The following is a 24,520-nucleotide window of genomic DNA, read 5'->3' on the forward strand; positions in this document are numbered from 1 at the left end:
CCGGAGGACGCCGTGACCCACCCCGACACGGGTGCCGACACCCCGCCCCCCGCGCCACCGTCCGGATCGGACACGGCGCCCCCGGACGCCACCGACCTCTGGCCGGAAGCGCCCCGGTTCGACGCCCCACGGCCCGGCACCGCGCAGGGTGGTGCTCCGGAGTCGGTCACCGCGCAGGGTGGTGCTCCGGAGTCAGTCACCGCGCAGCCTGGTGCTCCGGGGTCCGGCACCGCGCAGCCTGGTGGTCCGCGGGCCGAGGCCGGGGCGCCGCAGGGTGAGGCTCCGGAGACTGACGACGATCCGGCCGCCGCGCCGCCCGCGGGGCTCTGGGACAAGATGAAGGCCGACCCGCAATATGCGCCCGAGCATCTCGCGCTCGAGGCCGTCCGCCGGCTCGGCCCGGAGGCCCACGAGTGGGGGATGCGCACCCGTGCGCAGCGGCCCGGCATACCGCCGGACGCGCTGGCCGACCTCGCGGTGAAGAAGTTCGTCAACCTGGCCCGGCTCTCCGGCGCCGTCTCCGGCGCGACCGGCATCGCCGGCGCGGTCCTCGACGTCGGCGTGCTGGCCTGGAACCAGGCGCGGATGGTGTTGCACGTCGCGGCGGCCTACGGCGTCGACCCGCGCGAACCGGAACGCGCCACCGACCTGCTGGTGCTGCAGAAGGTGCACAAGGTCGCCGAGACCGCCCGACTGGCGCTGGGCGTCGCGGCCGGTCGGGAGAAGGCCGGCGCACTCCTGCGCGGCAGCGGCGCGCCGATGCACAAGGTGCTCGGCAAGCTCGGCGTCAAGCTGGCCCAGATGGCTGGCATCAGGGCCGCCAAGCGCATCTTCGCGAAGATCATCCCGGGTGCCGCCATCATCCTCGGCACCTGGGCGAACTCCTCGGCGACCACCGACCTGGCCAACCGCACCCGCGACCTCTACCGCCCGCGGGCCACCTACTGGCCGACGCCGCAACAGCTGCCGGGCCCGCGGCAGGGCTAGTCCGTCCAGGACGGACGGACCAGGCCGGCCTCGTACGCGTACACCACGAGCTGCGCCCGGTCCCGCGCCGACAGCTTGATCATCGCGCGGCTGACGTGGGTCTTCGCCGTGGCCGGGCTGACCACCAGGCGGGCCGCGATCTCGTCGTTGGACAGGCCGGCGCCGACCAGCGCGACCACCTCGCGCTCCCGGTCGGTGAGCTGGTCCGGTGGCGGCAAGGGCGGCGCCGGCCGGCGGTCGCGGGCCGCGAACTCGGCTATCACCCGCCGGGTGACCCCGGGGGACAGCAGCGCGTCACCGGCCGCGACCGCGCGCACGCCGCGGATCAGGTCGACCGGCTCGGTGTCCTTGACCAGGAAGCCGGACGCGCCGACCCGGAGCGCCTCGAACAGGTACTCGTCGAGTTCGAACGTGGTCAGGATGACGATCCGGGTGGCCGACAACGCCGGGTCGGTGGTGATCCGGCGGGTCGCCTCCAGGCCGTCGACGCCCGGCATCCGGATGTCCATCAGCACCACGTCGGGCCGCGTCGCGGCGGCCGCCCGCACCGCGGCCAACCCGTCGCCGGCCTCCGCCACCACGGCGATGTCGTCCTCGGCGTCGAGCAGCGCGCGGAACCCCGCCCGCACCAGCGCCTGGTCGTCTGCCAGCAGCACGCTGATCATCGGTCGGCGTCCGGGAGAACCGCCTCGACCCGCCAGCCACCGCCGTCGCCCGGCCCGGCGGTCAGCGTGCCGCCCAGCGCAGCCGCCCGCGCCCGCATCCCGGCAATCCCGTTGCCGCCCGCGCCCGAGTCCGCGCCCGCGCCCGAGTCCGCGCCCGCGCCCGAGTCCGCGCCCGCGCCCGCGCCCGCGCCCGAGCCCGGGTCCGAGCCCGGGTCCGAGCCCCAGTCCGAGCCCGCACCCGCACCCGAGCCCGAGCCCCAGTCCGCGCCCGCACCCGCACCCGAGCCCGAGCCCCAGTCCGAGCCCGCACCCGCACCCGAGCCCGAGCCCCAGTCCGCGCCCGCACCCGCACCCGAGCCCGAGCCCGAGTCCGAGCCCCAGTCCGCGCCCGCACCCGAGCCCGCACTCGCGGCACCGCAGCCCGACTCCGCGGCACCGCCGCCCGACTCCGCGGCCACGCCGGTCGGCGCGTGGGCCGTGCCGTCGTCCACGATGCTCACCGCGACCTCCTTCGGCCGGTAGGCGACCGCGACCGTCGCCGTCGCCCCCTGGCCCGCGTGCCGGCGCACGTTGGTCAGCGCCTCCTGCACGATCCGGAACGCCGCCCGGTCGACCTCGGCCGGCAGCGGCCGGGGCGTCCCGGTCACCGTTGTCGCGACCGGCAACCCGGCACCGGAGGTCAACTCGGCCAGCCGGGCCAGCCCGGGCGCCGGTTCCCGCGGCGCCGCCTCCTCGGCCGGCCGGAGCGCGGCCAGCACCGACCGGACCTCGCGCAATGCCTCCGCGCTCGCTGATTTGATCACTGTCAGGGCCTCCCGCGCCTGTTCGGGCTGCTGGTCTATCAGGTGCAGGCCGACCCCGGCCTGCACGTTGATCAGGGACAGGTGGTGCCCGAGCACGTCGTGCAGTTCGCGGGCGATCCGGAGCCGCTCCTCGCTGGCCTGCCGGCGCTCCTGTTCTTCCCGGGCCCGCCGTTGCTCGGCCCGCATCCTGGCCATCTCCGCGAGCTGCCCGCGCTGCACCCGGGCGAACTCGCCCGCGGCCAGCGAGACCACCAGCCAGACGACCGCCGCGACCGCGTCCCGCGGCGACACCGCCGACGGCGCCGGCACGCCCAGCTCACCTGCGAACCACCAGCCGCAGGCGATGTAGACCGTCACGGCGCTCGCGGCCAGCACCAGCGCGGGGTAGCGCCGGCCCGCGGCCACCGCGGCGAAGTAGGCCGCCGTCGCCGCCAGAAAGAAAGGACCATGCGGATAACCGGAGAGGGCGTACGCGACGGTGGCGGCCAGCACGACGGCGAGCACCGGCAACGGTGCCCGGCGCCGCCAGACCAGCGCGATCGAACCGGTCAGCAGCAGCGCCGCGCCCGGATAGGTGAGCTCGCCCCAGGTCTGGTCATCGCGGGCAGCGGCCTCGGCACCGATCACCTGCACCAACGACACCAGGGTGGCCAGGGCCGCACCGCCGTGCCGGCCGTAGCGCCGCGGTTTGCCGGTCCGCGCCCAGGGCGCGCGCGGCCACGCGTCGTGGGCGTCCGGCGCGCTGGGCATGCACCGACGCTAGGGCACCGGACCAAGCCCGGGCATCGGCCGGGAGCTGGGACGGGTGTACCCCGTGGGGCGTACGAACGCCTCATCGGCCCCACCCGTCTACTCCTCGGGGAGTAGGGCGAGAGCCGTCACAGGCCGCAGGCAATCCATCGCGGAAAGGAGCAGTCTTGAAGGAGGTCGACATGAGCGGAGGGAGCCATGACCACGCCATCTGGCCCGCGGCTTCGAGCCTCGGACGCCGAACGCGAACAGATCGCGACCATCCTGCGCGCCGCGATGACCGAGGGGCGGCTGAATCTCGACGAGGGAGAGCAGCGGCTGACCGCGGCCTACAAGGCGACCTACCGTGACGAGCTCGGCCCGCTGACCGCGGACCTGCCGGACGGAGGTCGCGGGGCACTCGTGCGCACGCCCGAGGCCGAGGCACAGGCGAAGGCCGAGATGCGGCTGTTCCTGCGCCGCCGGGCGGGCGTACTCGCCGCCGTCGGCGTGTTGTTCGCCGCTTTGTTCATCGCCAACGGCGCGCTGTTCTTCCCGGTATTTCCACTTATCGTGCTGCTGTTCTTCCTTCATTGGGCCAGTTGGGGGCGGCGGGCCTACTCGTCCCGCTACCGCGACTGGTACACGCGGGGCGACGTGCAGGGTCGTGGCGACTGGCGGGGGCGGCGCGACTGGTACGGACACGGCCGATACGGCCATTGATGTAGATCGGGGCCGGCCGGGTAGGTTGCAGGAATGCGCCCGGCCGGCCCCATAGCTCTCCTGGCGTTGCTGGCCGCGCTCATCGCCGGCTGCGATTCCGGCGCGCCGGCCGAACTGGCGCCAACCGGCGCCGTCTCGCCGGGCGCCGGCCTGGTCCCGGTCCCCGTTGCCGGCGTTGCCCACACGGTCAACCTGCCCGAGGGTTGGACCGCCGCGGTCTACGCACGGGTGCCGAAGGCCCGCTTCCTCCTCGCTCTTCCCGACGGCTCCGTGCTGGTGTCGCAACCCAACGCCGGCACGGTCGCCCGCGTGCCGGCCGGCGGCGGTGCCGCGGCCACCTATCTCTCCGGGCTCGACCGCCCGCACGACATGGTGCTGGCCACCGTCGGCGGCCGGCAGTGGATCTACGTCTCCGCGGCCGACCAGGTGGTCCGCTATCCCTACGTGGCCGGCGCCGGCACCGCGGGCGCGGCCGAGGTGGTGGTCGACGGGCTGCCCGACGACAGCCTGCCGGAACTGCACGGCACCTACGGCCACGTGCTCAAGAACATCGCGGTCGACGGCGACAGCCTCTATGTCGCGATCGCGTCGACCTGCAACGCCTGTGCCTCCGACACGACGAGCGACCCGATCCGCGGCGCGATCTACCGGTGGGACGCGGCCGGGCACAATGCCAACCGGGCCCTGGTTGCCCGTGGGTTGCGCAACGCCGAAGGGCTGGCGATCGCGCCCGGCACCCACGACCTCTGGGTGGTGGTCAACAACCGGGACAACATCATCGACCCGGCGACCGGAAAGAAAGACACGGCGTACGTCGACAACCACCCCCCGGAGGAGTTCATCCGGATCAGGCAGGGCGCGTTCTACGGCTGGCCGTTCTGCAACCCCGACCCGTCCGGCGGCCTGCGGGACATGCCCTACCAGCGCGACTACGAGCTCAACCGCGAGGGCGCGGCGGCCGACTGTGCCGCCGCCACCCCGGTCGACCTCGGCATCCAGGCACACTCGGCGCCACTCGGGCTGACCTTCGTGCCCGACCTGGGCGCGGTCGTCGCCCTGCACGGCTCGTGGAACCGGAGCAAACCCACCGGCTACAAAGTGATCAACTTTCCGTGGGTCGACGGCCGCCCCGGTGACCAGCACGACCTGGCGACCGGCTTCATCGGGAGCGACTCACCGTGGGCCCGGCCGGTCGACATCGCCCGGCTCCCCGACGGGTCGCTGCTGGTCAGCGACGATCTCGGCGGCCTGGTCTTCCGCTTTACGCCGCCGCCCGGTTAACCGGCCGGGCGGCGGGTAGTCGTCCCGTATGGCCGGAAACCCGCCGCAGCGTCCGTCGCGCCAGGTCAGTCCGCAGCCACGCGGGGCTCGGGGCACCGTCGGGCACCCGTACTCGGCGCTCAATCTCCGTCTGGTCCTGGCCCTTTTCGGTCTGGTCGTGTTCGTCGTGCTGACCTGGCTCAGCGCCCGGGCCGACCTGCTGGTCCTCGCGGTGATCTGCGGCGTGGTCGCGCTGACGGCGCTCGTCGACGTGGTGGTCGTGCAACTGCGCCGCCGCGCCCGGCGCCGTGCCGAGCCCGGGGTGCATCACTCGATGTTCGAATAGGAGACTTCATGCCCATCGCCACGACCAACCCCGCGACCGGGGAGATGCTCCAGACGTTCGAGCCGATGGGCGAGAAGCAGATCGAGGAGATCCTGGCCAACGCCGTCGAGGCGGCCGCGGCGCTGCGCGCGTCCACCTTCGACCAGCGGGCCGCCTGGATGCGCGAGGCGGCGCTGGTGCTGGAGGGCCGCCAAACCGAGGTCGCGCGGCTGGTCACCCTGGAAATGGGCAAGCCGGTCATGGAGGCCAAGGACGAGGCCGCCAAGTGCGCGAGCGCGTGCCGCTACTTCGCGCAGCACGCCGAGTCGTTCCTCGCCGACGAGCCGCACGACGCGGTCGCGGTCGGCGCCACGCAGGCGTACACCCGTTATGAACCGCTCGGTCCGGTCCTCGCGGTGATGCCGTGGAACTTCCCGCTCTGGCAGGTCATCCGGTTCGCCGCGCCGGCCCTGATGGCCGGCAATCCCGGCCTGCTCAAGCACGCCTCCAACGTGCCGCAGACCGCGCTCTTCCTCGAGAGCCTGTTCCGCGACGCGGGTTTCCCGCCCGGTGCGTTCCAGGCGTTGCTGGTCGGTTCCGACGCCATCGAAGGCATTCTGCTCGATCATCGGGTACGCGCCGCGACGCTCACCGGCAGTTCCTCGGCGGGCCGCTCGGTGGCCGCCATCGCGGGCCGCGCGCTGAAGAAGATGGTGCTGGAGTTGGGCGGCAGCGACCCGTTCGTGGTGCTCCCGTCGGCCGACTTCGACCGCGCGGTCGACACGGCGGTCCGGGCCCGCTGCCAGAACAACGGCCAGTCCTGCATCGCGGCCAAGCGGTTCATCGTGCACGGCGACGTCTACGACGCGTTCGCGCGCGCGTTCACCGACCAGATGGCCGAGCTCCAGGTCGGCGACCCGCTCCACCACGCGACGAAGATCGGCCCGCTGGCCACCCGCGAAGGGCGCGACGAGGTGGCGGCCCAGGTCGACGACGCGGTGGCGAAGGGCGCGAGGGTGCTGACCGGCGGTCGCCCGCCGGACCGGCCGGGCTGGTTCTACCCGCCCACGGTGGTCACCGATATCACCCGCGACATGCGCCTGTTCGGCGAGGAGGTGTTCGGCCCGGTCGCCAGCCTCTACCGCGTCGAGTCGGTGGAGGAGGCGATCGAGGTGGCCAACGCGACGGAGTACGGACTGGGCAGCAACGCCTGGACCACCGACCCGGCGGAGCAACAGCGGCTGATCGCCGGCCTGGACGCGGGACAGGTCTTCGTCAACGGCATGACCACGTCCCACCCCGAACTCCCGTTCGGCGGCGTACGCGACTCGGGCTACGGCCGCGAGCTGGCCGACCTCGGCATCCGCGAGTTCTGCAACGCCAAGACCGTCTGGGTCGGCTGACCAGGAGATCGACCCGACCGCCGTCCTATTGCAGAATTTTGTTTGCAGAATTATCTCTGTAGTTGGTACGGTCCCTCTCATGGCGGATCGCATCATCACCGAGGTCGATGAGCTCAAGGCGGTCACGCACCCGTTGCGGGTGCGGATGTTGGGGGCGTTGCGGGCCGACGGGCCGGCCACCGCGACCGAGTTGGCGCGGCGGTTCGAAACCGACACCGGCACGACCAGCTATCACCTGCGCAAGCTGGCGCGCTACAAGTTCGTCGAGGAGGCCGAGCAGCGCGACGGGCGGGAACGGCGCTGGCAGGCCAGCCAGCCGACGACGTCGTGGGACAGCGCGGCGTTGTCGGTCACCGCCGAGGGGCGGGCGGCGGTCTCGGTCATGCGCCGGCATCAGCTGTCGGCCCTCGAGCGCACCGTCTCGGCCTACGAGGCCGCGCAGACCGACCTGCCGCCGGGGTGGGTGGGCGCCGCCGGCATGAACGACCTGCCGGCCACGCTGACGCCGCGGTCGCTGCACGCGCTCGAGGAGCGGGTGAGCGCGCTGGTCGACGAATACGCCGCCGCCGACGAGGGCGACCCCGACGCACGGCCGGTGATGCTGTTCTACGGCGGCTTTCCGCGGATCGACCCGCCGGGTTGGGCCGACGTGGCAGACGAGTCGTGACCGGGCGGCGCGCCGAGTGGCGCTACGCGCTGCTGGTGTTCCTGTTCTGGTTGCCGACCGGGCTCTACCTGGCCACCAAGATCCTGCTGATGCTCGACCGCGGCCTGGGCGTCGCCGCCATCGGCACGGTCGTGCTGGTCTTCTCGCTGACCACCGCGGCGCTCGAGTTGCCGACCGGCGGGCTGGCCGACGTGATCGGGCGCCGCACGGTGCTGGCCGCCTCCGCGGTGGCCAGTTGCGCGGGGTTGGCGTTGCTCGCGGTCGCCGACGGCTTCTGGCTGTTCGCCGCGTCGGCGGTGCTCCGGGGGATCGCGCGGGCACTGTCCAGCGGGCCTGACGAGGCCTGGTTCGTCGACACCATGCACGCCGCCGAGGGGCCGGACGCCTACCTGACCCGCGGGCTGGCCCGGGGCGAGGCCGCGTCGTCGGTCGGACTGTTGATCGGCACGCTGGTCGGCGGGGCCCTGCCGCTCGCGATCGGCGCCGTCGGGCCGCTGTCCGCGCTGGCGGTGCCGGTCGCGATCGCGGCGCTGGTCGAGGTGGTCCGGCTCGCGGTGACGCTGGGCGGGATGCCCGAGCCGCCGCGGCCGCGCACCACAGTGGTCGCCGTGCTGCGCGGCGTGCCGGCGACGGTCTCCGGCGGGCTGCGGCTCGGGCTGCGCGACGGCGTGCTGGCCCGGCTGCTGCTGGCCGGCGCCGGGGTCGGGGTGGCACTGGCCGCGATCGAGTTGCTCACCCCGGGATGGTTGGCCGGCCTGGTCGGCGATCCCGCCCGCGGAGCGACCACCTATGCCACGGTCGCGGCGGCCGGGTTCGGTGCCAGCGCGGTCGGCAGCCTGCTCGGTCCGTGGGTGCAGCGGCGGCTCGGTTCGGCGGTCCGGGCCGGGATGGCCGGCATCGCCCTGGGCGCGGCGGCGCTGCTCGGCGTGGCCGTCGCGGGCCCGGCGCTGCACGGCGCGGTCGCCGGCGTCACGGTCATCGCCGCCGCCTACCTGCTGCTGTTCGTGGGGCTGGGGATCACCGCCGCTCCCCAGGCGGCGGTGCTGCACGCGCGGGTGGCGGCGGGGGAGCGGGCCACGGTGGTCTCGGTCCAGTCGCTGGCCCTGCAGGCCGCGGGCGCCCTCGGCTCGGTCTGCTTCGGCTGGCTGGCGACGACCCGGGGTGCGGCGTTCGCGTTCGGCGTGGCCGGCGCCGCCCTGGCCGCGGCGGCCTGGGTGATGGCCCGCATCCAACTGCCGGACCCGACCTCCGACCCAGCCGTCGTGCCAGACCCGGCGGTCCAGCCCGCAAGCCTGGCGTAGCCGGCGGCCGGCCCGCCCGAAGGCCCGGTTGCCGGCACGGGGAATTTGCGGGCATGGGGAAGCTGCCGGCACCGGCGGCCCGGGTCCGGCCGAAGACCCCGGCTGCGGCACCGGGAAGCTGCCCGCGCCGGCGGCCCGGGTCCGGCCGAAGACCCTGCTGCGGGCACGGGAAGCTGCCGGCACCGGCGGTGTGGCTTAGGCGGCGGCGCAGGCGGGTAGTAACCGGCCGCATGACGGTTTATGGCTGGCACGCCTCGCACGAGCAGGTTCATCCGCGCGCGCTTCTCGACGACGCCGTTCATGCTGAGCAGGCCGGTTTCGGTGCCGCGATGAGCTCGGATCACTTCTCGCCCTGGAGTGCCCGGCAGGGCGAGTCCGGCTTCGCGTGGTCGTGGCTCGGCGCCGCGCTCCAGGCCACCGACCTCCAGTTCGGCGTGGTCAACGCGCCCGGCCAGCGGTACCACCCGGCGATCATCGCGCAGGCGATCGGCACCCTCGCCGCGATGTATCCCGGCCGGTTCTGGGCCGCCCTCGGCACCGGCGAGGCCAGCAACGAGCACATCACCGGCCAGGGCTGGCCGCGCAAGGAGGAACGGACCGCGCGCCTCAAGGAGTGCGTCGACATCATCCGTGCGCTGCTCGCGGGTGAAGAGGTCAGCCACGACGGGCTGGTCCACGTCGACCGGGCCCGGTTGTGGACCCGGCCCGCCGAGCCGCCGGCCCTCATCGGGGCCGCCGTCAGCGAGCAGACCGCCGCCTGGTGTGCCGGCTGGGCCGACGGGCTGATCACCGTGAACGCGCCGCACGAGCACCTGCGCCGGATGGTCGCCGCCTACCGGGACGCGGGCGGCCGCGGTCCGGTCTGCCTCCAGGCGCACCTCAGCTGGGCGACCGACAAGAACGAAGCGGAGGCCATCGCGTACGAGCAATGGCGGTCCAACGTCTTCGCGCCTCCAGTGTGTTGGGACCTGGAGCTGACCGACCACTTCGACGCGGTCTCCGCCGACCTGCCGATGGAACGGGTGGCCGCGACCGTCGACATCTCGGCCGACCTCGACCGGCACGCCGCGAACCTGCACGCGTACGCCCAGATCGGGTTTGACCGGATCTATCTGCACCACGTCGGGCAGGAGCAGTCGGCCTTCATCGACGCGTTCGGGGCGAAGGTTCTTCCCCAGCTGGCGTGAGATTGGGCGCGACCGCCGCGGCCCAATAGCATTTCGCGCATGCACCAGCTGACCGAGATCGTCATCCTGCTGGCGGTCGCCGTCTTCGGAGCGGCGCTGGCCCGCAAGATCGGCATTTTGTCGCCGATCGTCCTGATGATCATCGGCCTCGCGCTGTCGTTCGTGCCGGGATTCCCGACGTTCCACCTCGACCCCGAGTTCGTGCTGATCGGCGTGCTGCCGCCGCTGCTCTACATCGCCGCGCTGCAGACGTCGGTGCCGGCGTTCCGCTTCAACCTGCGCCCGATCCTGCTGCTCGGCGTGGGGCTGGTCGTGTTCACCGCGCTGGCCGTCGGCTTCGTCGTGCACCTGATCCTGCCGCAGGCGCCGCTCGCGATCTGCATCGCGCTGGGTGCGGTGGTCGCGCCGCCCGACGCGGTCTCGGCGACCGCGATCGCGCGCCGGATCGGGCTGCCGCGCCGGCTGGTGACGATCCTCGAGGGCGAGAGCCTGATCAACGACGCCACCGCGCTGGTGCTGCTGCGGGTGGCCACGTCCGCGGCGGTCGGCGGCGCGGTCGGCTTCGGCGAGGTCGGCGAGCAGATCCTGCTCTCGGCCGGCGGCGGCATCGCGATCGGCATCGTCGCCACGATCGTCTTCGGCTACCTGCACAAGAAGATCAAGGATCCGCTGCTCGACAACGCGCTGTCCCTGCTGATCCCGTTCGCAGTGGTGATCGTCTCCGAGGAGGTCGGCGCCTCCGGCGTCGTCGCCGTCGTGGTCACCGGCCTCGCCCTGGGCCACCGCATGCCGACCCTGATGGCGGCCGGCTCGCGTTTGCAGATGGACGCGTTCTGGCGACTGGTCCGGTTCCTCCTGGAAGGCCTGGTCTTCCTCCTGGTCGGCCTCCAACTGCGGGCGGTGATCGACGACATCAGCACGCCCTGGGGCACCGTGCTGGGCGTGACGTTCGCGGTGATCGCGACGCTGATCGTCTCCCGCTACGTCTGGGTGGTGCCGGGCGGTTTCCTGCCCCGGTTGTCGGCCCGGATCCGCCGCCGCGAGACGACCTTCAACTGGCGGCACCCGGTGATCATCGGCTGGGCCGGCATGCGCGGCGTGGTGACCCTGGCCGCCGCCCTCGCCCTGCCGACGGTCGGCACCGGCGAGAACGAAGCGATCTACCCCCGCGACGTCTTCATCTTCATCGCGTTCTCGGTGATCCTGTTCACCCTGTTGGTCTTCGGCACCACGCTGCCGGTCTTCGCGCGGGTGGTCGGCCTGCCGCCCGACGACCCGAGCAAGGACTTCCTGGCCGAGGCCGCGGTGCAGCAGGCGGCGGCCCGGGCGGCGAAAGGCCGGCTGGAGGCCAACCTCGAGGGCGCGCCCGAGTCGGTGGTCAAGCGGCTGCGCCAGCAAGTGGTCGATCGCACCAACACGGCCTGGGAACGACTCGGCGGTGACGGGCGGGAGACCCCCTCGGCGGCGTACGGTCGACTCCGGCAGGAGATGATCGACGCCGAGCGCGAGGTGTTCCGCACCGCCCGCGACGAGGGGCGCATCCCGGAGGAAGTGCTCAACCGGGCCTATCGCGATCTCGACCTCGAAGAGTCCCTGCTCATCCGCAGGGAAGAAGACTGATGGGGGAGCGAATGACCTGCGAGCACATCGTCGCGTCGGTGACACCTGAGCCGCAGACCCGCGAGGGCTGCCAGGACTGCCTGGGCGAAGGCGCGCACGACTGGGTGCACCTGCGCCTCTGCGAGACCTGCGGCCACGTCGGCTGCTGCGACTCGTCGCCGAGCCGGCACGCGTCGGCGCACTTCCACGAGACCACCCACCCGGTGATCAAGTCCTTCCAGCCGGGCGAGAACTGGAAGTGGTGCTTCGTCGACGAAGCGTTGGGCTAAATCAAGATCTAACTCATGACTCGGGCCCGCGGTGCTGCGGACCGTTCCTCCCGCGAGGGACCGCTCCGCTGCGCTCCGCTTGCCAGGTCCGTCGTCGGAGAAGATCAGCCCTCCGCCCCGGGCTCGGTCGGGAGCGTGGGAAGCGTGTCGAACCACGGGTCGTACCAGGTCGGTCCGTCGGTAGGCGCCGGCGGCATCGTCGGGAACGGCGGCATCGTCGGGAACGGCGGGAGCGTCGGGAAGGGCGGCTCGGTCGGCATCGGCGGCTCGGTCGGGAACGGCGGCTCGGTGGGGAACGGCGGCTCGGTCGGGAACGGCGGCTCAGTGGGAATCGGCGGGAAGCTCGGCGAGAGGGTCGGCACCGGCGGGGTGGTCGGCGCCGTCCAGGGCGGCTCACCGTAGGTCTGTGGGCGGGCGTAGTAGATGTTGCCGTCCTCGGCCACGAACGCGATGTCGTGGCTGTCCCGGACGAACGAACCGCCCTCGACCGAGGCACCGCCGGGTGACTCGAACTTCGCCGTACCGCTGAAGGTGCGTTTGAACGCGTCTTTCACGAAGTCGTCGCCGGTGCGCGCCGGGTCCGTGGTGAACACCCAGAGCCGCTCGTGGTCGAGCACCATCAGCCGGGACCGGTCGTCGGAGATGCCGACCGCCGAGATGTTGTCGACGTTGTGGCCGATCTTGCCGATCCGGGTGACGGTCGCCTGTCCTGAGGTGCCGGCCGGCAGGTCGACGCGGTAGACCGGCGACCCGCTGGTCTTCGCGAACACGTAGAAGTGCCCGTCGAGCCAGACCATCGCCTCGGAGTTGTAGGTGCGGCAGCCCGGCTTCGTGTTGTCCGGGAACCGCAGGTCGTAGGAGGCCACCACGTCGAGCGGCCCGGCACCGTTCGGGTCCGGCTCGGCGACCCGGAGCAGGCGTTGCTGGTCCTTGCAGTTGTTGGCGCCCAACTGCCCGATCCACAGCGCGCCGGCGTCGTCGACGGTCAGGTCCTCCCAGTCGAGGTTCTTCGAGCCGACCACCGGATAGCTCGGGAACAGTTCCGAGCCGCGCACCGGTTCCGGCATCCCGCCGGAGGAGACCCGCATGCCCCAGATCGCGTCGCGCGGCCGGCCGGGCTTGCTCGACCCGCCGTCGCGCAGCCAGTAGTACATCCCCGGGTATTTCCTGCTCGCGATCAGCCCGGACGCCTCGGAAGCCGGCAGTTTCACGCCGAGCACCGGCAGCCGGCCCGGCACGATCGGGGCCTGCTCGACATCGGACACCGGATCCGCGGCGTTGGCACCGGTGCCGTGTCCGGCGAACGCATACCAGCCCAGCAGTGCGGCAACCGAGAGGGCTGCGACGCTCCACAGCGTACGTCCGCGCATCTGAGCCTCCGCAAAGCGAGCTGGTCTCAAGGGTCTATTCGTAACATAAAGGACAGTCCGGACGATGAGGACTGTACGGGTTTGACGAGCGTGAATATGGGGGAAGGAGGGCGGCACCCTGCCCCAGGAGGCCCCTGATGACGCAGACCGCCGCCGATCGCTTCCGCAGCCGCCACCTACACGACGTCAAGGTCCGCGACCTACCCGAGGCGCCCCGCTCGCACTGGCGGATCATCGGGCCCGGAGTGATCGCCGCCGGCGTCGGGCTGGCCTCCGGCGAGTTCATCCTGTTCCCGTACATCGCCTCGCAGGTCGGTCTGGTCTTCCTGTGGGCGGCGGCGGTCGGGCTGGTCACCCAGTGGTTCCTCAACATGGAGATCGAGCGCTACACGCTCGCCACCGGGGAGACCGCGCTGACCGGGTTCTCGCGTACCTGGCGGCACTGGGGCCTGGTGTTCGCGATCCTGACCTACTTCGCCAACCTCTGGCCGGGCTGGGCGACCAGTTCGGCGACGATGCTGACCTACCTGTTCGGCGGCGAGCCACGCTGGATCGCGATCGGCATGCTCGCGCTGATCGGCGTCACGCTCACCCTGGCCCCGGTGATCTACACCGTGCTCGAACGGGTCGAGTTCCTCAAGGTCGGCCTGGTCCTGCTCTTCATCGTGGTCGCGTTGATCTTCGCGGTCACCACCGACGCCTGGCGGACCCTGGGGCACGACGTGGTCCGCCCCGAGTTCCCGACCGAGCTCGGTTTCGCGCTGATGCTGTCGGCCCTGGTCTTCGCCGGCGCCGGCGGCGGCCAGAACCTGGTGCAGAGCAACTGGATCAGGGACAAGGGCTTCGGGATGGGCGCGTACGTGCCGCGCCTGGTCAGCCCGATCACCGGCCGCGAGGAGGCGGCACCGGACTCGGCCGGCTTCGTGTTCGACGAGACCGACGAGAACCTGGCCCGCTGGAAGCAGTGGTGGAAGCTGGCCAACAAGGAACAGGCCTACACGTTCGTGTTGATCACCATCGTGACCATCACGCTGATGTCGCTGCTGTCCTACTCGACCGTCTTCGGCGTGCCGGGCCTGGCCAACAGCGTCAGCTTCCTGCAGGTCGAGGGCGAGCGGCTCAAGGAGTTGGTCGGCGAGTGGTTCGGCGTCCTGTTCTGGGCGATCGGCGCGATCTCCCTCTTCGCCGCGGCGATGGGCATCGTCGACTACACGAGCCGGCTGGCCGCCGACGTGCTCAAGGTCGGCTACCTGCGCCGGGTGTCGGAGAGCCGGATCTACTTCGCCCTGGTCTGGGGTCTGGTCCTGATCGGCGTCGTGGTGCTGCTCGGCGGCTTCGACCAGCCCCTGGTCCTGCTGGTCATCTCGGCCTGCGTCGGCGGCCTGATGATGTTCCTCTACTCGGGCCTGTTGCTCCTGGTCAACCGCAAGTTCCTGCCGGAGCGGGTCCGCCCGCGCGGCCTGCGCGTGGTCGCCCTGATCTGGGGCGTCCTGCTGTTCGGCGTCTTCTCCGTGCTGACCATCAAGGAACAGGGCGCCAAACTCCTGGACTGGCTCGGATAGCTCCCCGGGCTGTTAGGGGCTCACTCCGACCAGTTCGTCCTTGACGTGCTCGCGGAAGGCGACGTAGTCCTTCTCGGTGGTGTCGGCGTAGTCCTCGGCGTACGCCTGGATGGCCCGGTCGAAGCGGTCCGAGCCGCCGAGGTAGGCGCCGATCGCGACCGGGTCGCCGGAGCGGGCGTGTGCCCGGGCCAGCGTCCAGCCGCACATCTTGGCGTAGAGGGTCAGGCCGTCCGGGCGCATCCGCTCGATCGGCACCGAGAACTTCCAGTCGCGCAACTGCCGCACGTAGAAGTCGCGGGTCGCGCCGTCCGGTGCGCGGACCCGGGTCCAGCCCAGGAAGATGTCGCTCAGCGCCTGCATCAGGTGCTGGCCGGCGACCACCCGCTCACCCTGGTTGCGGTAGCGGCTGGCGCCGGCATACCGCGCGAGCACCGACTTCTGCGCCTCCTTGGCCTGCAGGAACAACGGCTCGCCGTCGCCGGTCTCGAGCAGCACGATCCAGGCCCGGGTGCCGACGCTGCCCACGCCGACCACCTTGCGGGCCACCTGGACCAGGTCGAACTGGTGCAGCAGGTGTCGCCGGTCGGTGGTCAGGCTGCGCTGGTAGGAGTCGATGACGCCGCCGATCAGGCCGTACAGCATGTCGGTCTCGACGTCGTTGAACACCTCTTCGATCGGCACGATCGTCGGCGGCTCGCTGATGATCTGCCGCCGCCCGTCGACGACCCTGGTCAGCTTCGACAGTGCCTGCATGCTGTCCTTGCTGCGCGCCTTGGCCAGCGTGGTGGTCGCCTCGGTGTAGGCCTTGGGCCGGATCTGGTCGCGGAACCGCGGGATGGTCGCCTCGATGTCAAGGTGCGCGTACCAGACCGCGAGCCTGCCCTGGTTCGCGAACTCGCGGATGTTCTCCCGGTAGGACTGGGCCACCGCCCGTACGATCGACCGCCGCTCCTTGCGCTTGAACCCGTTGTCGCGTGCGGCCACCGCGAAGCTCGCCGCCAACCGCTTGACGTCCCACTCGAACGGCCCGGGCAGTGTCTCGTCGAAGTCGTTGCAGTCGAAGACCAGCCGCCGCTCGGGCGAGGCGAACGCGCCGAAGTTGGACAGGTGCGCGTCGCCGCAGAGTTGCACGATCAGTCCCGAAGTCGGGGCGTTCGCCAGATCGGCCGCCATCGGCAGGGCCGCGCCGCGGAAATAGGTGAACGGCGAGACGGCCATCCGGGCATGCCGCACCGGCACCAGTTCCGGCACCCGCGACGCCGCCTGGCCGAGCACCAGGCCGATCGGGTCGCGGTCGCCGTCGGTGCCGGTCGCGGCCTGCGCCTCGAGCGGCACCTCGGCCCGCTGCGCCTTGCCGAACGCGGCGCGCTCGGCCCGACCCTGGTGGCCGTCGTGGCCGTTGTGGCCGTTGTGGGCGGTCATGGCGCATCGATCCACGGGGTGTGCAGGTCGTAGAAGGTGGGCTTGCGGATGTTGAGGTGCTCCATCTCGGACATCTGCTTGGCCAGCCCCGGCGGCGGTTCCTTCTTCTCGCCCTCCCGGGCTTCCTTCTCGCTGGTGAAGTAGACCGCGACCGTGTATTCACCCTCGCCGTAGGAACAGGCGGTGGTGCCGAGCACGTCGGGGCGGAACTTGGCCCACTCGTCTGAGTCCTGCCGCATCAGTTCCAGCGCCCGGTCGTGGTCGCGCCCCTGGCCCTGCATGATCTGCACGAACGTCGCGCGGTTCGGGTCGCCCGGGTGGTCGGTCATCACGTCGAAGGTCTCGTGGAACGTGACGTCGCCGTCGAAGAGCTGCGCGGTGCGCCGCCACCACTGGTCCTGCTCGGGCCGTTCGCTGTTGCGGTGCGCCGACTCAGGGTCGGTGAAGCTGGCCAGGCCGATGAACTCGCCCTCGTCGGTCACCCCGCCGGTCGAGCCGATCCAGCCGCTGGCGCCAGGCGCGAGGTCGCGTACCCACTGGTCCATGGCCGCCTTCAGCTGTTCGGCGTCCCGCACATGACCCTGGATGATCTGCACGAACATGGCGAGCCTCCTTGCCGGCGATGGGCTCCTTCCTTCAACCTACGACGGGAGGGGATGCAATACGGCTATTCGGCTCTATGGGAGGAATATCCTGATTAATATCCTCTTGGTGGCATCTGGCCGGTGCCGCATCACCCGACCGTTAGTCGCACCGCCCGGCGGATCACGCCGACTCCTCCAGGTCGGCGACGATCACCGTGATGTTGTCGGGGCCGCCGGCCCGGCGGGCCAGGTCGACCAGGCGGGCCGCGCAGGTGCCCCGGTCGGGATGGGTCCGCAGCACGTCCTGGATCGTGTCCTCGCGGACCACATTGGACAGCCCGTCGCTGCAGATCAGCCAGCGGTCGCCAGCTAGCGGTGTCATGGTGCTGAAGGCCGGTTCGACCGGTTCGCCCTGCAGTGCCTGGGTGACCACGGCCCGCCGCGGGTGCACGCTGGCCTCGTCCGGCGTGATCACGCCCTCGTCGACCAGCATCTGCACGAACGTGTCGTCCTTGGTCATCTGCTGGGTCACGCCGTCGCGGTGCAGGTAGGCCCGGGAGTCGCCCACGTGGGCCAGCGTCACGGCGGTGTTGCCGGGTGCGAACAGCAGCGCGGTCAGCGTCGTACCCATGCCGTCGCGGGTCGGGTCCTCCGCCACCGCGGCGCGGATCCGGGCGCCCGCGGCGGCGATCACCGCGCGCATCGCGTCGACCAGCGCGGCCTCCGGGTGATCGGCGTCGGCCGCCGCGACCGCCTGGATGGTGATCTCGCTCGCCAGGTCTCCGGCGGCCATCCCGCCCATGCCGTCGGCGACGGCGAGCAGCCGGGTGCCGGCATAGACCGCGTCCTGGTTCGCCCGCCGGACCAGACCGCGGTCGGTCAGCGCGACGGACCGGAGCACAAGCGTCATGGCAGGCAGGATGCCAGGATGTGCGCCGGTTGTCTCTAGTAGATCACCTTCTCGGCCATCCGGTTCGCGCCGTCCGGCCATCCGGAGGTGCCGCGAAGAGTCCAAGATCGGCTAGTGCGAACCGGTCCCGGCCCCGGAGAATGGCGTGATGGCATTCGATGGAGGGCGGCTCGCGCCCGGCGCGGCGCGTGACTGGTGCGGCACGATGCCGGTGCACCGCCGGCTGTTGGACACCGAGCCCGGCTATGCCCGGGCCCGGGAAGAGATCGAGACCTTCGCGTTCGGCGCCGCCCGCGAAGAGCCGCCGCCGCTGGGCCTGGTGACCATCCCGACGGTCGTGCACGTCGTCTGGTCGCGCCCGGAGCACAACATCGGCGACGATCAGGTCGCCACCCAGATCGAGGCGCTCAACCGCGACTTCCGCCGGCGCAACGGCGACGTGTCGCTGGTGCCGCCGGTGTGGTCGGCGCTGGCGGCCGACGCCGACGTCGAGTTCGCGCTGGTCGACGTCACCCGCACGCGCACGTCGGTCGCGTCCTTCGACACCGACGACGCGGTCAAGTCGGCCCGCACCGGCGGCGCCGACGCCGTGTCCACCGACACCACGCTCAACCTGTGGGTCTGCCAACTCGGCGGCGGCCTGCTCGGCTACGCCCAGTTCCCCGGCGGGCCGGCCGAGACCGACGGCGTCGTGGTCACCTACACCGCGTTCGGCTCGACCGGCACCGCGGCGGCGCCGTTCGACCTGGGCCGCACCTGCACCCACGAGGTCGGCCACTGGCTCAACCTGCGCCACATCTGGGGCGACGACGGCGACGGCTGCGGGGGCGACGACTTCGTGGCCGACACACCCAACCAGGGCGGCCCCAACTACGGCCGCCCGGTCTACCCGAAGGTGTCCTGCGACAACGCGCCACACGGCGACATGTTCGTCAACTACATGGACTACACGGATGATGCCGCCATGGTGATGTTCACCCGGGGCCAGGTGATCCGGATGGCGGCCACCCTGCGCGGCCCGCGCTCGGGCCTGCTCGCGGCGGCGGCCACCCCGTGACGTCGCTGCCCCCGGCCCTGTTCCGGCGGTGGGTGCACGTGCGGGAGCAGGACACCGCGGGCGTACGCGTCTACCGCCCGGCCGACCAACCGCTGCCGCCGGCCCGGGGCCGCGAGGGCATCGAGTTCCGCGACGACGGAACGTTCGCCGACCTCCGCCCGGGCCCGACCGACGCACCGGTGGCCTTCGTCGGCCACTGGACCGCGCCGTCGCGGACCCGGGTCGACCTGTCCTACCCACCGGGCTCCCGCTCGGCCGGCGCACCGACCGGGTACGAGATCGTCGAACTCACCCCCGACCTGCTGCGCCTGCGGCCGGTCTGACGGCTAGGGGGTGCGCTCGTCGGTCTCGACCTGCTTGGCCATCCAGGCTTCGTTCGACACCGAGATGACCCGTTCGCACTCCGCGACGAAGCGGTCGGCCCGCTCCGGGTCGTCGGCGCCGTGGAAGGCGCTCAGCAGGCGGTCGAGTTGGGTCGCCGTGCGGGAGAACTCGAGTTGCTGGTAGCTGTAGCGCTGGGCGGTGCTGAACGCCAGCAGTGAGGCGCTGAACGTGGTCACCACCGCGACCCACACGCTCAGGTCGGCGTCGACGGCCACGGAGAGAGCCGACGCGGCCGCCACCGCGACGGAGGCGACGGTGGCCGTCCGCACGTAGCGGGCCGCCAGCACGCGCATCCGCTTGGCCTTCGGCCGGTAGTAGCCGTTGAGCTGCTTCTCCACGCGCTCACGGGCGTAGCTGGTCACGTCGGACACGGCGGGCAGCGGGCGGGCGACCGGCACGAAGCCCTCGGACCGCGCCACGAGGTCACCCGCGTCGTCGATCGAGCCCGAGGTGCGCCGCTCCAACTCGTCGGCGCGGTTCGCGTCGCGGTAGGGCGCGACGCCCGCCTGATAGTGGTAGACCTCGGCCTTGAGCGCCTCGGACACCGACCGGATCCGGGTCCACTCGGCGACCTTCTTCGCCGACGTGCCGCGGATCAGGACCGACGACGCGGCCAGCGTCACCGCCGCGACGCCCGCGAGCACCTTCGACCACGCGTCGTCGACCTGGGAGCCGACGGTGCCGGCGGACGCGGCGACCAGGGTCAACACCAGCACGATCACCCGGCTGCGGACGATAGCGGCCTTGGCCGCGTCCGCGGCCTGCGACCACCGACTCTGCTGGTCCCAGGCCCATTCGGCGGTACCGCGCCCCAGCGTCGGCGTCGTCATGGCGGGAGCTCCCTCCTTTGTGGTGACTCAGCGAACCACGGGGAGCGAGGGTGGAACAATCGACAATCATTCGTACGCCGGAAAGGTGCACCGAATGGAGCATCTCGCCGCCTCGGAGCGGTGGGATCTGGTGCGCACCTGGTCCGACAGATTCCGGCACTGTCGGTTCACGCGCGCCGGTTGCGCACCATGCTGGCCACGACCGCGATCGCCAGTACGCCGACGATCGTCGCCAGCGACGGGCCGACGCCGATCTCCGGTGCGTCGACGTGCGAGCCGCGCAGCGCCTCCAGCACCAGCTTCACGCCGATGAAGCCGAGGATCACGGCCAGCGCGACGGGCAGGTAGACGATCCGCTCCAGCAGGCCGCCGACCACGTAGTAGAGCTGGCGCAGGCCGAGCATCGCGAACGCGTTGGCCGTGACGATCACGAACGCGCTCTGGGTGAGGCCGAACGCGGCCGGCAGCGAGTCGAGCGCGAAGACCAGGTTGGCCACGCCGATCGCGGCGATCACCAGCGGGATCGGGGTGAGCACCCGGCGGGTGTCGACCATCGTGGTGAACCGGCGGCCGGCGTAGACGTCGGTGGCCGGGATCAGCCGGGACAGCAGGGCGACGCCCGGGGGCTTCTCCTCCTCACCGTCGCCGCTGTCGCGCATCGAGCCGAGCAGCTTCACGGCCGTGTAGATGAGGAACGCGCCGAACAGGTAGAAGATCCAGTTGAACGCGTGCACCGCGGCGCTGCCGGCGGCGATGAAGATGATCCGCAACGCCAGCGAGAGCAGGATGCCGACGGTCAGCACTTCCTCGACAGCCGACGGCGGCACCGCGAACCGGCCGATGATCAGCATGAAGACGAACAGGTTGTCGGCGCTCAGGCTGTATTCGGTCAGGTAGGTGGCGACGAACTGCTCGGCCGTCTCCCGGCCCAGCCAGAACAGCATGATCACCGCGGCGACCAGGGCCAGGCCGACGTAGAGGCCGATCCACTTGCCGGCGCCGGCCGGCGTGACGGCGTCCTTGCGCCGGGAAACCGCCAGCAGGTCGACCGCGAGCAGGGCGACAAGCGTGACGGTGGTCAGCAACCAGCCCAGCACCGATACGCCCACTACGCCTCCCCGACACCGGAACGAACCCGAGGAGGAGGATAGTCAGGGCTGGTCGAACCGGCAGCACGCGACCACGGCGGCCGACTCCGGCGGCAGGTCGACGCTGGTGTGCGTGAGGCTCACCCCGGGGCCGGTGGTGAACAGCACCGACCGGGGCACCCCGTGCAGGCCGATCCGGGCCGGCGTCACGCCGATGTTGGCCGCCACGACGAGGGCGCCGCGGCGCATCGTGATCACCTCGGCACCGCGCCGGATCGGGCGGGTCGGCTCCGGGTCGGTGCCGGTCAGTTCGGGATGGGCGCGGCGCAGCGCGGTCAGCGCGCGCAGCGTCCCGTCCGGCAGGTTGTCGGCCGCCGACAACAGCGGGGTCAGCGGCGCGGTCAGCAGCAGGGTGGCGGCGACGTCGCGCAGCCCGGTCAGCGTCGCCACCGCGCCGGGCGGTGGCGGCGCGAGCGGCAGTCCCGGGTCGGGTGCGGGTTCAGCGTCGCCGGCCCGCCACAGCCAGGCGCTGACCGCGTCGAGCGTGCCGAGCACCCCGCCGCCCGCCGGCACCAGAAACCGCCCCGACTCGGCCAGCGTCAGCGGCCGGCCGAGGTGGTCGCAAAGGGCGCCGACGGCGGCCGCGAACTCGCCCAGCGGCACCGGCGGCGGCGGTCCGTCGAGCCGCACGCCGTCGAGGGCGAAGCCGGCCAGCCACTGCACCACGTGGTCGACCACGGCCGGGCCGAGGATGCGGTCGCTGGCCAGCCGCAGGGTGACGCCGAGTCCGCGGGACCGGGCGAGGGCCACGAACCGGCGCAGGCGTTCCTCGTCCTCCGGCGGCTCGATCTCGACCGCGTCGACACCGAGCGCCGCGACGGCGGGCAGCGTGGACAGGTCGTCGACCGCGTAGACGACCCGGCCGGCCACCTCACACTTCCCGGTCGAAGACGAGCAGGCTGCGCTCCGCGACGGTGGTCCGGCCGCCGGCGCCGATGGTCGGTGCCGGTTCGGCCTGCTCGACCTGCGCGGTGTCGAAGACCACCTGCCACTTCTCGCCGTACTCGGCCGGTGGCAGCGCGAACGACAGCGGTTCGTGGTGGCCGTTGAAGCAGAGCAGGAACGAGTCGTCGACCTGGCGCTGCCCGTACCGGCCGCGCTCCTTGATGCCCTCGCCGTTGACGAAGAGAGTGAGCGCGTTGACGTCTTCGTCCCAGTCGGAGATCGGCGAGCCGTCCGGCGCGAACCAGGCCATGTCGGCGACCGGGGTGGTCACGTCGCGGCCGGCGACCGGTGCGCCGGTGAAGAACCGGCGGCGGCGGAAGATGCGGTGCCGGGCCCGGAACGCGGCCAGCTTGCGCACGAACGTCAGCAGGTGCTCGTCGAGCCGGTCCCAGTCGACCCAGGTCAGCTCGTTGTCCTGGCAGTAGCCGTTGTTGTTGCCGCGCTGCGACCGGCCCAACTCGTCGCCGTGCCCGAGCATCGGCACGCCCTGCGAGAGGAACAGCGTCGCCAGGAAGTTGCGGCGCTGCCGGGCCCGCAGCGCGAGCACGTCGGGGTCGGCGGTCGGGCCCTCCGCGCCGCAGTTCCACGACCGGTTGTCGCAGGAACCGTCGTTGTTGTTCTCGCCGTTGGCCTCGTTGTGCTTGTCGTTGTAGGCCACCAGGTCGCCCAGCGTGAACCCGTCGTGGCAGGTGACGAAGTTGATGCTGGCCACCGGCCGGCGCCCGTCGTCCTGGTAGAGGTCGGCCGAGCCGCTGATCCGGGTGGCGAACTCGGCCAGGCTGCCCGGCACCCCGCGCCAGAAGTCGCGAACGGTGTCGCGGAACTTGCCGTTCCATTCCGTCCACAGCGGCGGGAAGTTGCCCACCTGGTAGCCGCCCGGCCCGACGTCCCACGGCTCGGCGATCAGTTTGACCGCGCTGACCACCGGGTCCTGCTGCACCACCTCGAAGAACGTGGAGAGCCGGTCGACCTCGTAGAACTCCCGGGCCAGGGTCGCGGCCAGGTCGAACCGGAAGCCGTCGACGTGCATCTCCTGCACCCAGTAGCGCAACGAGTCCATGATCAGCTGCAGCGAGATCGGGCTGCGGACGTTGAGCGAGTTCCCGGTGCCGGTGTAGTCGACGTAGTAGCGCGGATCCTCGTCGGACAGCCGGTAGTAGCCCGGGTTGTCGAAGCCCTTGAAGCTCAGCGTCGGCCCGAGATGGTTGCCCTCGCCGGTGTGGTTGTAGACGACGTCGAGGATGACCTCGATGCCGGCGGAGTGCAGCGCCCGCACCATCCCGCGGAACTCCTGCACCTGCTGGCCGTGCCGGCCCATGGCGGAATAGCCGTGGTACGGGGCGAAGTAGCCGATCGTGTTGTAGCCCCAGTAGTTGCGCAGGCCCCGGTCGGTGAGGTGCTGGTCGTGCACGAACTGTTGCACCGGCATCAACTCGACCGCGGTCACCCCGAGCCGGCCCAGGTGCTCGATCGACGCGGGATGGGCCAGTCCGGCGTACGTGCCGCGCAGTTCCTCCGGAATCCCGGGGTGCCGCCGGGTCAACCCGCGTACGTGCGCCTCGTAGATCACCGTGTCGTGGTAGGGCGTGCGCGGCGTCCGGTCGTTGCCCCAGTCGAAGTAGGGGTTCACCACGACCGCCTTCGGCAGGTAGGGCGCCGAGTCGGTGGTCGACATGGTGTCGGGGTCGCTCAGGTCGTGCCCGTAAACCGCCGGGTGCCAGTCGACGTCGCCGTCGACGGCCTTGGCGTAGGGGTCGAGGAGCAGCTTGTGCGGGTTGCAGCGCAGGCCGTTGGCGGGGTCCCACGGCCCGTAGACCCGGAACCCGTAGCGCTGCCCCGGCTGGACGCCGGTCAGGAACACGTGCCAGACGTACGCGTCGACTTCGGTGAGGTCGATCCGCTGCTCGTCGCCGGAAGCGTCGAACAGGCACAACTCGACCGCTTCGGCGACCGCCGAGTACACCGCGAAGTTCGTGCCGACCCCGTCGTACGTCGCGCCGAGCGGGTAGCGCCGGCCGGGCCATACCAGCATCTCCGCAGAGTAGCGGCTTTTAGTCCGAATTGAACCAAAATCGCGCTGGTGTGACCCGTCCGGCGCCGAGACCTCAGACCGAGTCGCCGAGCTGGCCGCGGAGCTTGGTCAGGGCGCGGCCGAGCAGTCGGGAGACGTGCATCTGGGAGACGCCGATCTGGTCGGCGATCTGGGATTGGGTCAGGTTGCCGTAGAAGCGCAGGGTCAGGATTTTCTGTTCGCGTTCGTCGAGGGTGGCCAGGGCGGGGCCGAGGGCGACGCGTAGTTCGGCGAGTTCGAAGGAGGTGTCTTCGGAGCCGAGCAGGTCGCCGAGTTCGGTGCCGCGTTCGCCGTCGCC

24 protein-coding genes are annotated in these 24,520 nt (G+C 71.6%); 13 read left to right on the forward strand and 11 right to left on the reverse strand.

Features of this window, described 5'->3' with window-relative positions; genetic code table 11:
• Window positions 1-12: 12 nt before the first annotated feature.
• Complete coding sequence (locus AB0J74_RS17425; RefSeq protein ID WP_363448868.1) at window positions 13-987, forward strand: EcsC family protein; 975 nt, start codon at window positions 13-15, stop codon at window positions 985-987.
• Here the strand turns inward: AB0J74_RS17425 and AB0J74_RS17430 are convergent.
• Together AB0J74_RS17430 and AB0J74_RS17435 are read right to left on the reverse strand one after the other, a co-directional pair.
• A complete protein-coding gene (locus AB0J74_RS17430) occupies window positions 984-1,652 on the reverse strand; it encodes a response regulator transcription factor (RefSeq protein WP_363448871.1) in 669 nt (222 codons plus the stop codon). The two genes, AB0J74_RS17425 and AB0J74_RS17430, sit on opposite strands and share 4 nt — an antisense overlap.
• A complete protein-coding gene (locus tag AB0J74_RS17435) occupies window positions 1,649-3,205 on the reverse strand; it encodes a histidine kinase (protein ID WP_363448873.1) in 1,557 nt (518 codons plus the stop codon). The genes AB0J74_RS17430 and AB0J74_RS17435 overlap by 4 nt, the downstream gene beginning before the upstream one ends.
• A 198-nt stretch (window positions 3,206-3,403) precedes the next feature.
• Between AB0J74_RS17435 and AB0J74_RS17440 the strand changes: the two genes are divergently transcribed.
• From AB0J74_RS17440 to AB0J74_RS17480, 9 genes are all read left to right on the forward strand, one after another.
• Complete coding sequence (locus AB0J74_RS17440) at window positions 3,404-3,907, forward strand: DUF1707 domain-containing protein (RefSeq protein WP_363448875.1); 504 nt, start codon at window positions 3,404-3,406, stop codon at window positions 3,905-3,907.
• A gap of 33 nt (window positions 3,908-3,940) precedes the next feature.
• The gene (locus AB0J74_RS17445; protein WP_363448877.1) at window positions 3,941-5,188 is read left to right on the forward strand and encodes a gluconolaconase; all 1,248 of its coding nucleotides are present in this window, start codon (window positions 3,941-3,943) and stop codon (window positions 5,186-5,188) included.
• A 28-nt stretch (window positions 5,189-5,216) separates the two neighbouring features.
• Complete coding sequence (locus tag AB0J74_RS17450) at window positions 5,217-5,513, forward strand: DUF6343 family protein (RefSeq protein WP_363448879.1); 297 nt, start codon at window positions 5,217-5,219, stop codon at window positions 5,511-5,513.
• 8 nt (window positions 5,514-5,521) lie between these two features.
• The gene (locus AB0J74_RS17455; protein ID WP_363448881.1) at window positions 5,522-6,895 is read left to right on the forward strand and encodes an NADP-dependent succinic semialdehyde dehydrogenase; all 1,374 of its coding nucleotides are present in this window, start codon (window positions 5,522-5,524) and stop codon (window positions 6,893-6,895) included.
• Window positions 6,896-6,974: 79 nt separating this feature from the next.
• Window positions 6,975-7,562 (forward strand): helix-turn-helix domain-containing protein, encoded by a 588-nt coding sequence (locus AB0J74_RS17460; RefSeq protein WP_363448883.1) that lies wholly within the window; start codon window positions 6,975-6,977, stop codon window positions 7,560-7,562.
• On the forward strand, window positions 7,559-8,863 hold the full coding sequence (locus tag AB0J74_RS17465) for an MFS transporter (protein WP_363448885.1): 1,305 nt from the start codon (window positions 7,559-7,561) through the stop codon (window positions 8,861-8,863). Before AB0J74_RS17460 ends, AB0J74_RS17465 begins: the two co-directional genes overlap by 4 nt.
• A 230-nt stretch (window positions 8,864-9,093) precedes the next feature.
• Window positions 9,094-10,050, forward strand: a complete 957-nt coding sequence (locus AB0J74_RS17470) for a TIGR03885 family FMN-dependent LLM class oxidoreductase (RefSeq protein WP_363448887.1) — start codon at window positions 9,094-9,096, stop codon at window positions 10,048-10,050.
• Window positions 10,051-10,089: 39 nt separating this feature from the next.
• The gene (locus AB0J74_RS17475; RefSeq protein WP_363448889.1) at window positions 10,090-11,670 is read left to right on the forward strand and encodes a Na+/H+ antiporter; all 1,581 of its coding nucleotides are present in this window, start codon (window positions 10,090-10,092) and stop codon (window positions 11,668-11,670) included.
• An 11-nt stretch (window positions 11,671-11,681) separates the two neighbouring features.
• Window positions 11,682-11,939: a UBP-type zinc finger domain-containing protein gene (locus tag AB0J74_RS17480; RefSeq protein WP_363448945.1), complete on the forward strand. Its 258-nt coding sequence runs from the start codon at window positions 11,682-11,684 to the stop codon at window positions 11,937-11,939.
• 104 nt (window positions 11,940-12,043) lie between these two features.
• Here AB0J74_RS17480 and AB0J74_RS17485 read toward each other — a convergent pair whose 3' ends face one another.
• Window positions 12,044-13,309 (reverse strand): hypothetical protein, encoded by a 1,266-nt coding sequence (locus AB0J74_RS17485; protein WP_363448891.1) that lies wholly within the window; start codon window positions 13,307-13,309, stop codon window positions 12,044-12,046.
• 137 nt (window positions 13,310-13,446) lie between these two features.
• Between AB0J74_RS17485 and AB0J74_RS17490 the strand changes: the two genes are divergently transcribed.
• Window positions 13,447-14,871 (forward strand): Nramp family divalent metal transporter, encoded by a 1,425-nt coding sequence (locus AB0J74_RS17490; RefSeq protein ID WP_363448893.1) that lies wholly within the window; start codon window positions 13,447-13,449, stop codon window positions 14,869-14,871.
• 12 nt (window positions 14,872-14,883) lie between these two features.
• Here AB0J74_RS17490 and AB0J74_RS17495 read toward each other — a convergent pair whose 3' ends face one another.
• The 3 genes from AB0J74_RS17495 to AB0J74_RS17505 form a co-directional block, all read right to left on the reverse strand.
• Window positions 14,884-16,293, reverse strand: coding sequence for a DUF2252 domain-containing protein (locus tag AB0J74_RS17495; RefSeq protein WP_363448895.1), 1,410 nt, complete (start codon window positions 16,291-16,293; stop codon window positions 14,884-14,886).
• Complete coding sequence (locus AB0J74_RS17500) at window positions 16,290-16,895, reverse strand: hypothetical protein (RefSeq protein WP_363448897.1); 606 nt, start codon at window positions 16,893-16,895, stop codon at window positions 16,290-16,292. Before AB0J74_RS17500 ends, AB0J74_RS17495 begins: the two co-directional genes overlap by 4 nt.
• A 163-nt stretch (window positions 16,896-17,058) precedes the next feature.
• A complete protein-coding gene (locus tag AB0J74_RS17505) occupies window positions 17,059-17,787 on the reverse strand; it encodes a protein phosphatase 2C domain-containing protein (RefSeq protein WP_363448899.1) in 729 nt (242 codons plus the stop codon).
• 148 nt (window positions 17,788-17,935) lie between these two features.
• Here AB0J74_RS17505 and AB0J74_RS17510 point away from each other — a divergent pair, with 148 nt between their 5' ends.
• Together AB0J74_RS17510 and AB0J74_RS17515 are read left to right on the forward strand one after the other, a co-directional pair.
• Entirely contained in the window at window positions 17,936-18,844 is a 909-nt protein-coding gene (locus AB0J74_RS17510; RefSeq protein WP_363448901.1) for a zinc metalloprotease, read from the forward strand.
• Window positions 18,841-19,167 (forward strand): hypothetical protein, encoded by a 327-nt coding sequence (locus AB0J74_RS17515; protein ID WP_363448903.1) that lies wholly within the window; start codon window positions 18,841-18,843, stop codon window positions 19,165-19,167. The genes AB0J74_RS17510 and AB0J74_RS17515 overlap by 4 nt, the downstream gene beginning before the upstream one ends.
• Before the next feature lie 3 nt (window positions 19,168-19,170).
• On the opposite strand, the gene AB0J74_RS17520 is transcribed toward AB0J74_RS17515, so the two are convergent.
• The 5 genes from AB0J74_RS17520 to AB0J74_RS17540 form a co-directional block, all read right to left on the reverse strand.
• Window positions 19,171-20,058: a DUF4231 domain-containing protein gene (locus tag AB0J74_RS17520; protein WP_363448905.1), complete on the reverse strand. Its 888-nt coding sequence runs from the start codon at window positions 20,056-20,058 to the stop codon at window positions 19,171-19,173.
• A gap of 167 nt (window positions 20,059-20,225) precedes the next feature.
• On the reverse strand, window positions 20,226-21,167 hold the full coding sequence (locus AB0J74_RS17525) for a TerC/Alx family metal homeostasis membrane protein (protein WP_363448907.1): 942 nt from the start codon (window positions 21,165-21,167) through the stop codon (window positions 20,226-20,228).
• Between the two features lie 42 nt (window positions 21,168-21,209).
• The gene (locus AB0J74_RS17530; protein ID WP_363448909.1) at window positions 21,210-22,076 is read right to left on the reverse strand and encodes a DUF3459 domain-containing protein; all 867 of its coding nucleotides are present in this window, start codon (window positions 22,074-22,076) and stop codon (window positions 21,210-21,212) included.
• 1 nt (window position 22,077) lies between these two features.
• Complete coding sequence (gene glgX, locus AB0J74_RS17535) at window positions 22,078-24,183, reverse strand: glycogen debranching protein GlgX (protein WP_363448911.1); 2,106 nt, start codon at window positions 24,181-24,183, stop codon at window positions 22,078-22,080.
• A gap of 73 nt (window positions 24,184-24,256) precedes the next feature.
• The coding region (locus tag AB0J74_RS17540; RefSeq protein WP_363448913.1) for a sigma-70 family RNA polymerase sigma factor at window positions 24,257-24,520 on the reverse strand (264 nt) is incomplete at its 5' end.

This window comes from Asanoa sp. NPDC049573 (genome assembly GCF_040676615.1).
In the GTDB taxonomy this organism is placed as follows: domain Bacteria; phylum Actinomycetota; class Actinomycetes; order Mycobacteriales; family Micromonosporaceae; genus Asanoa.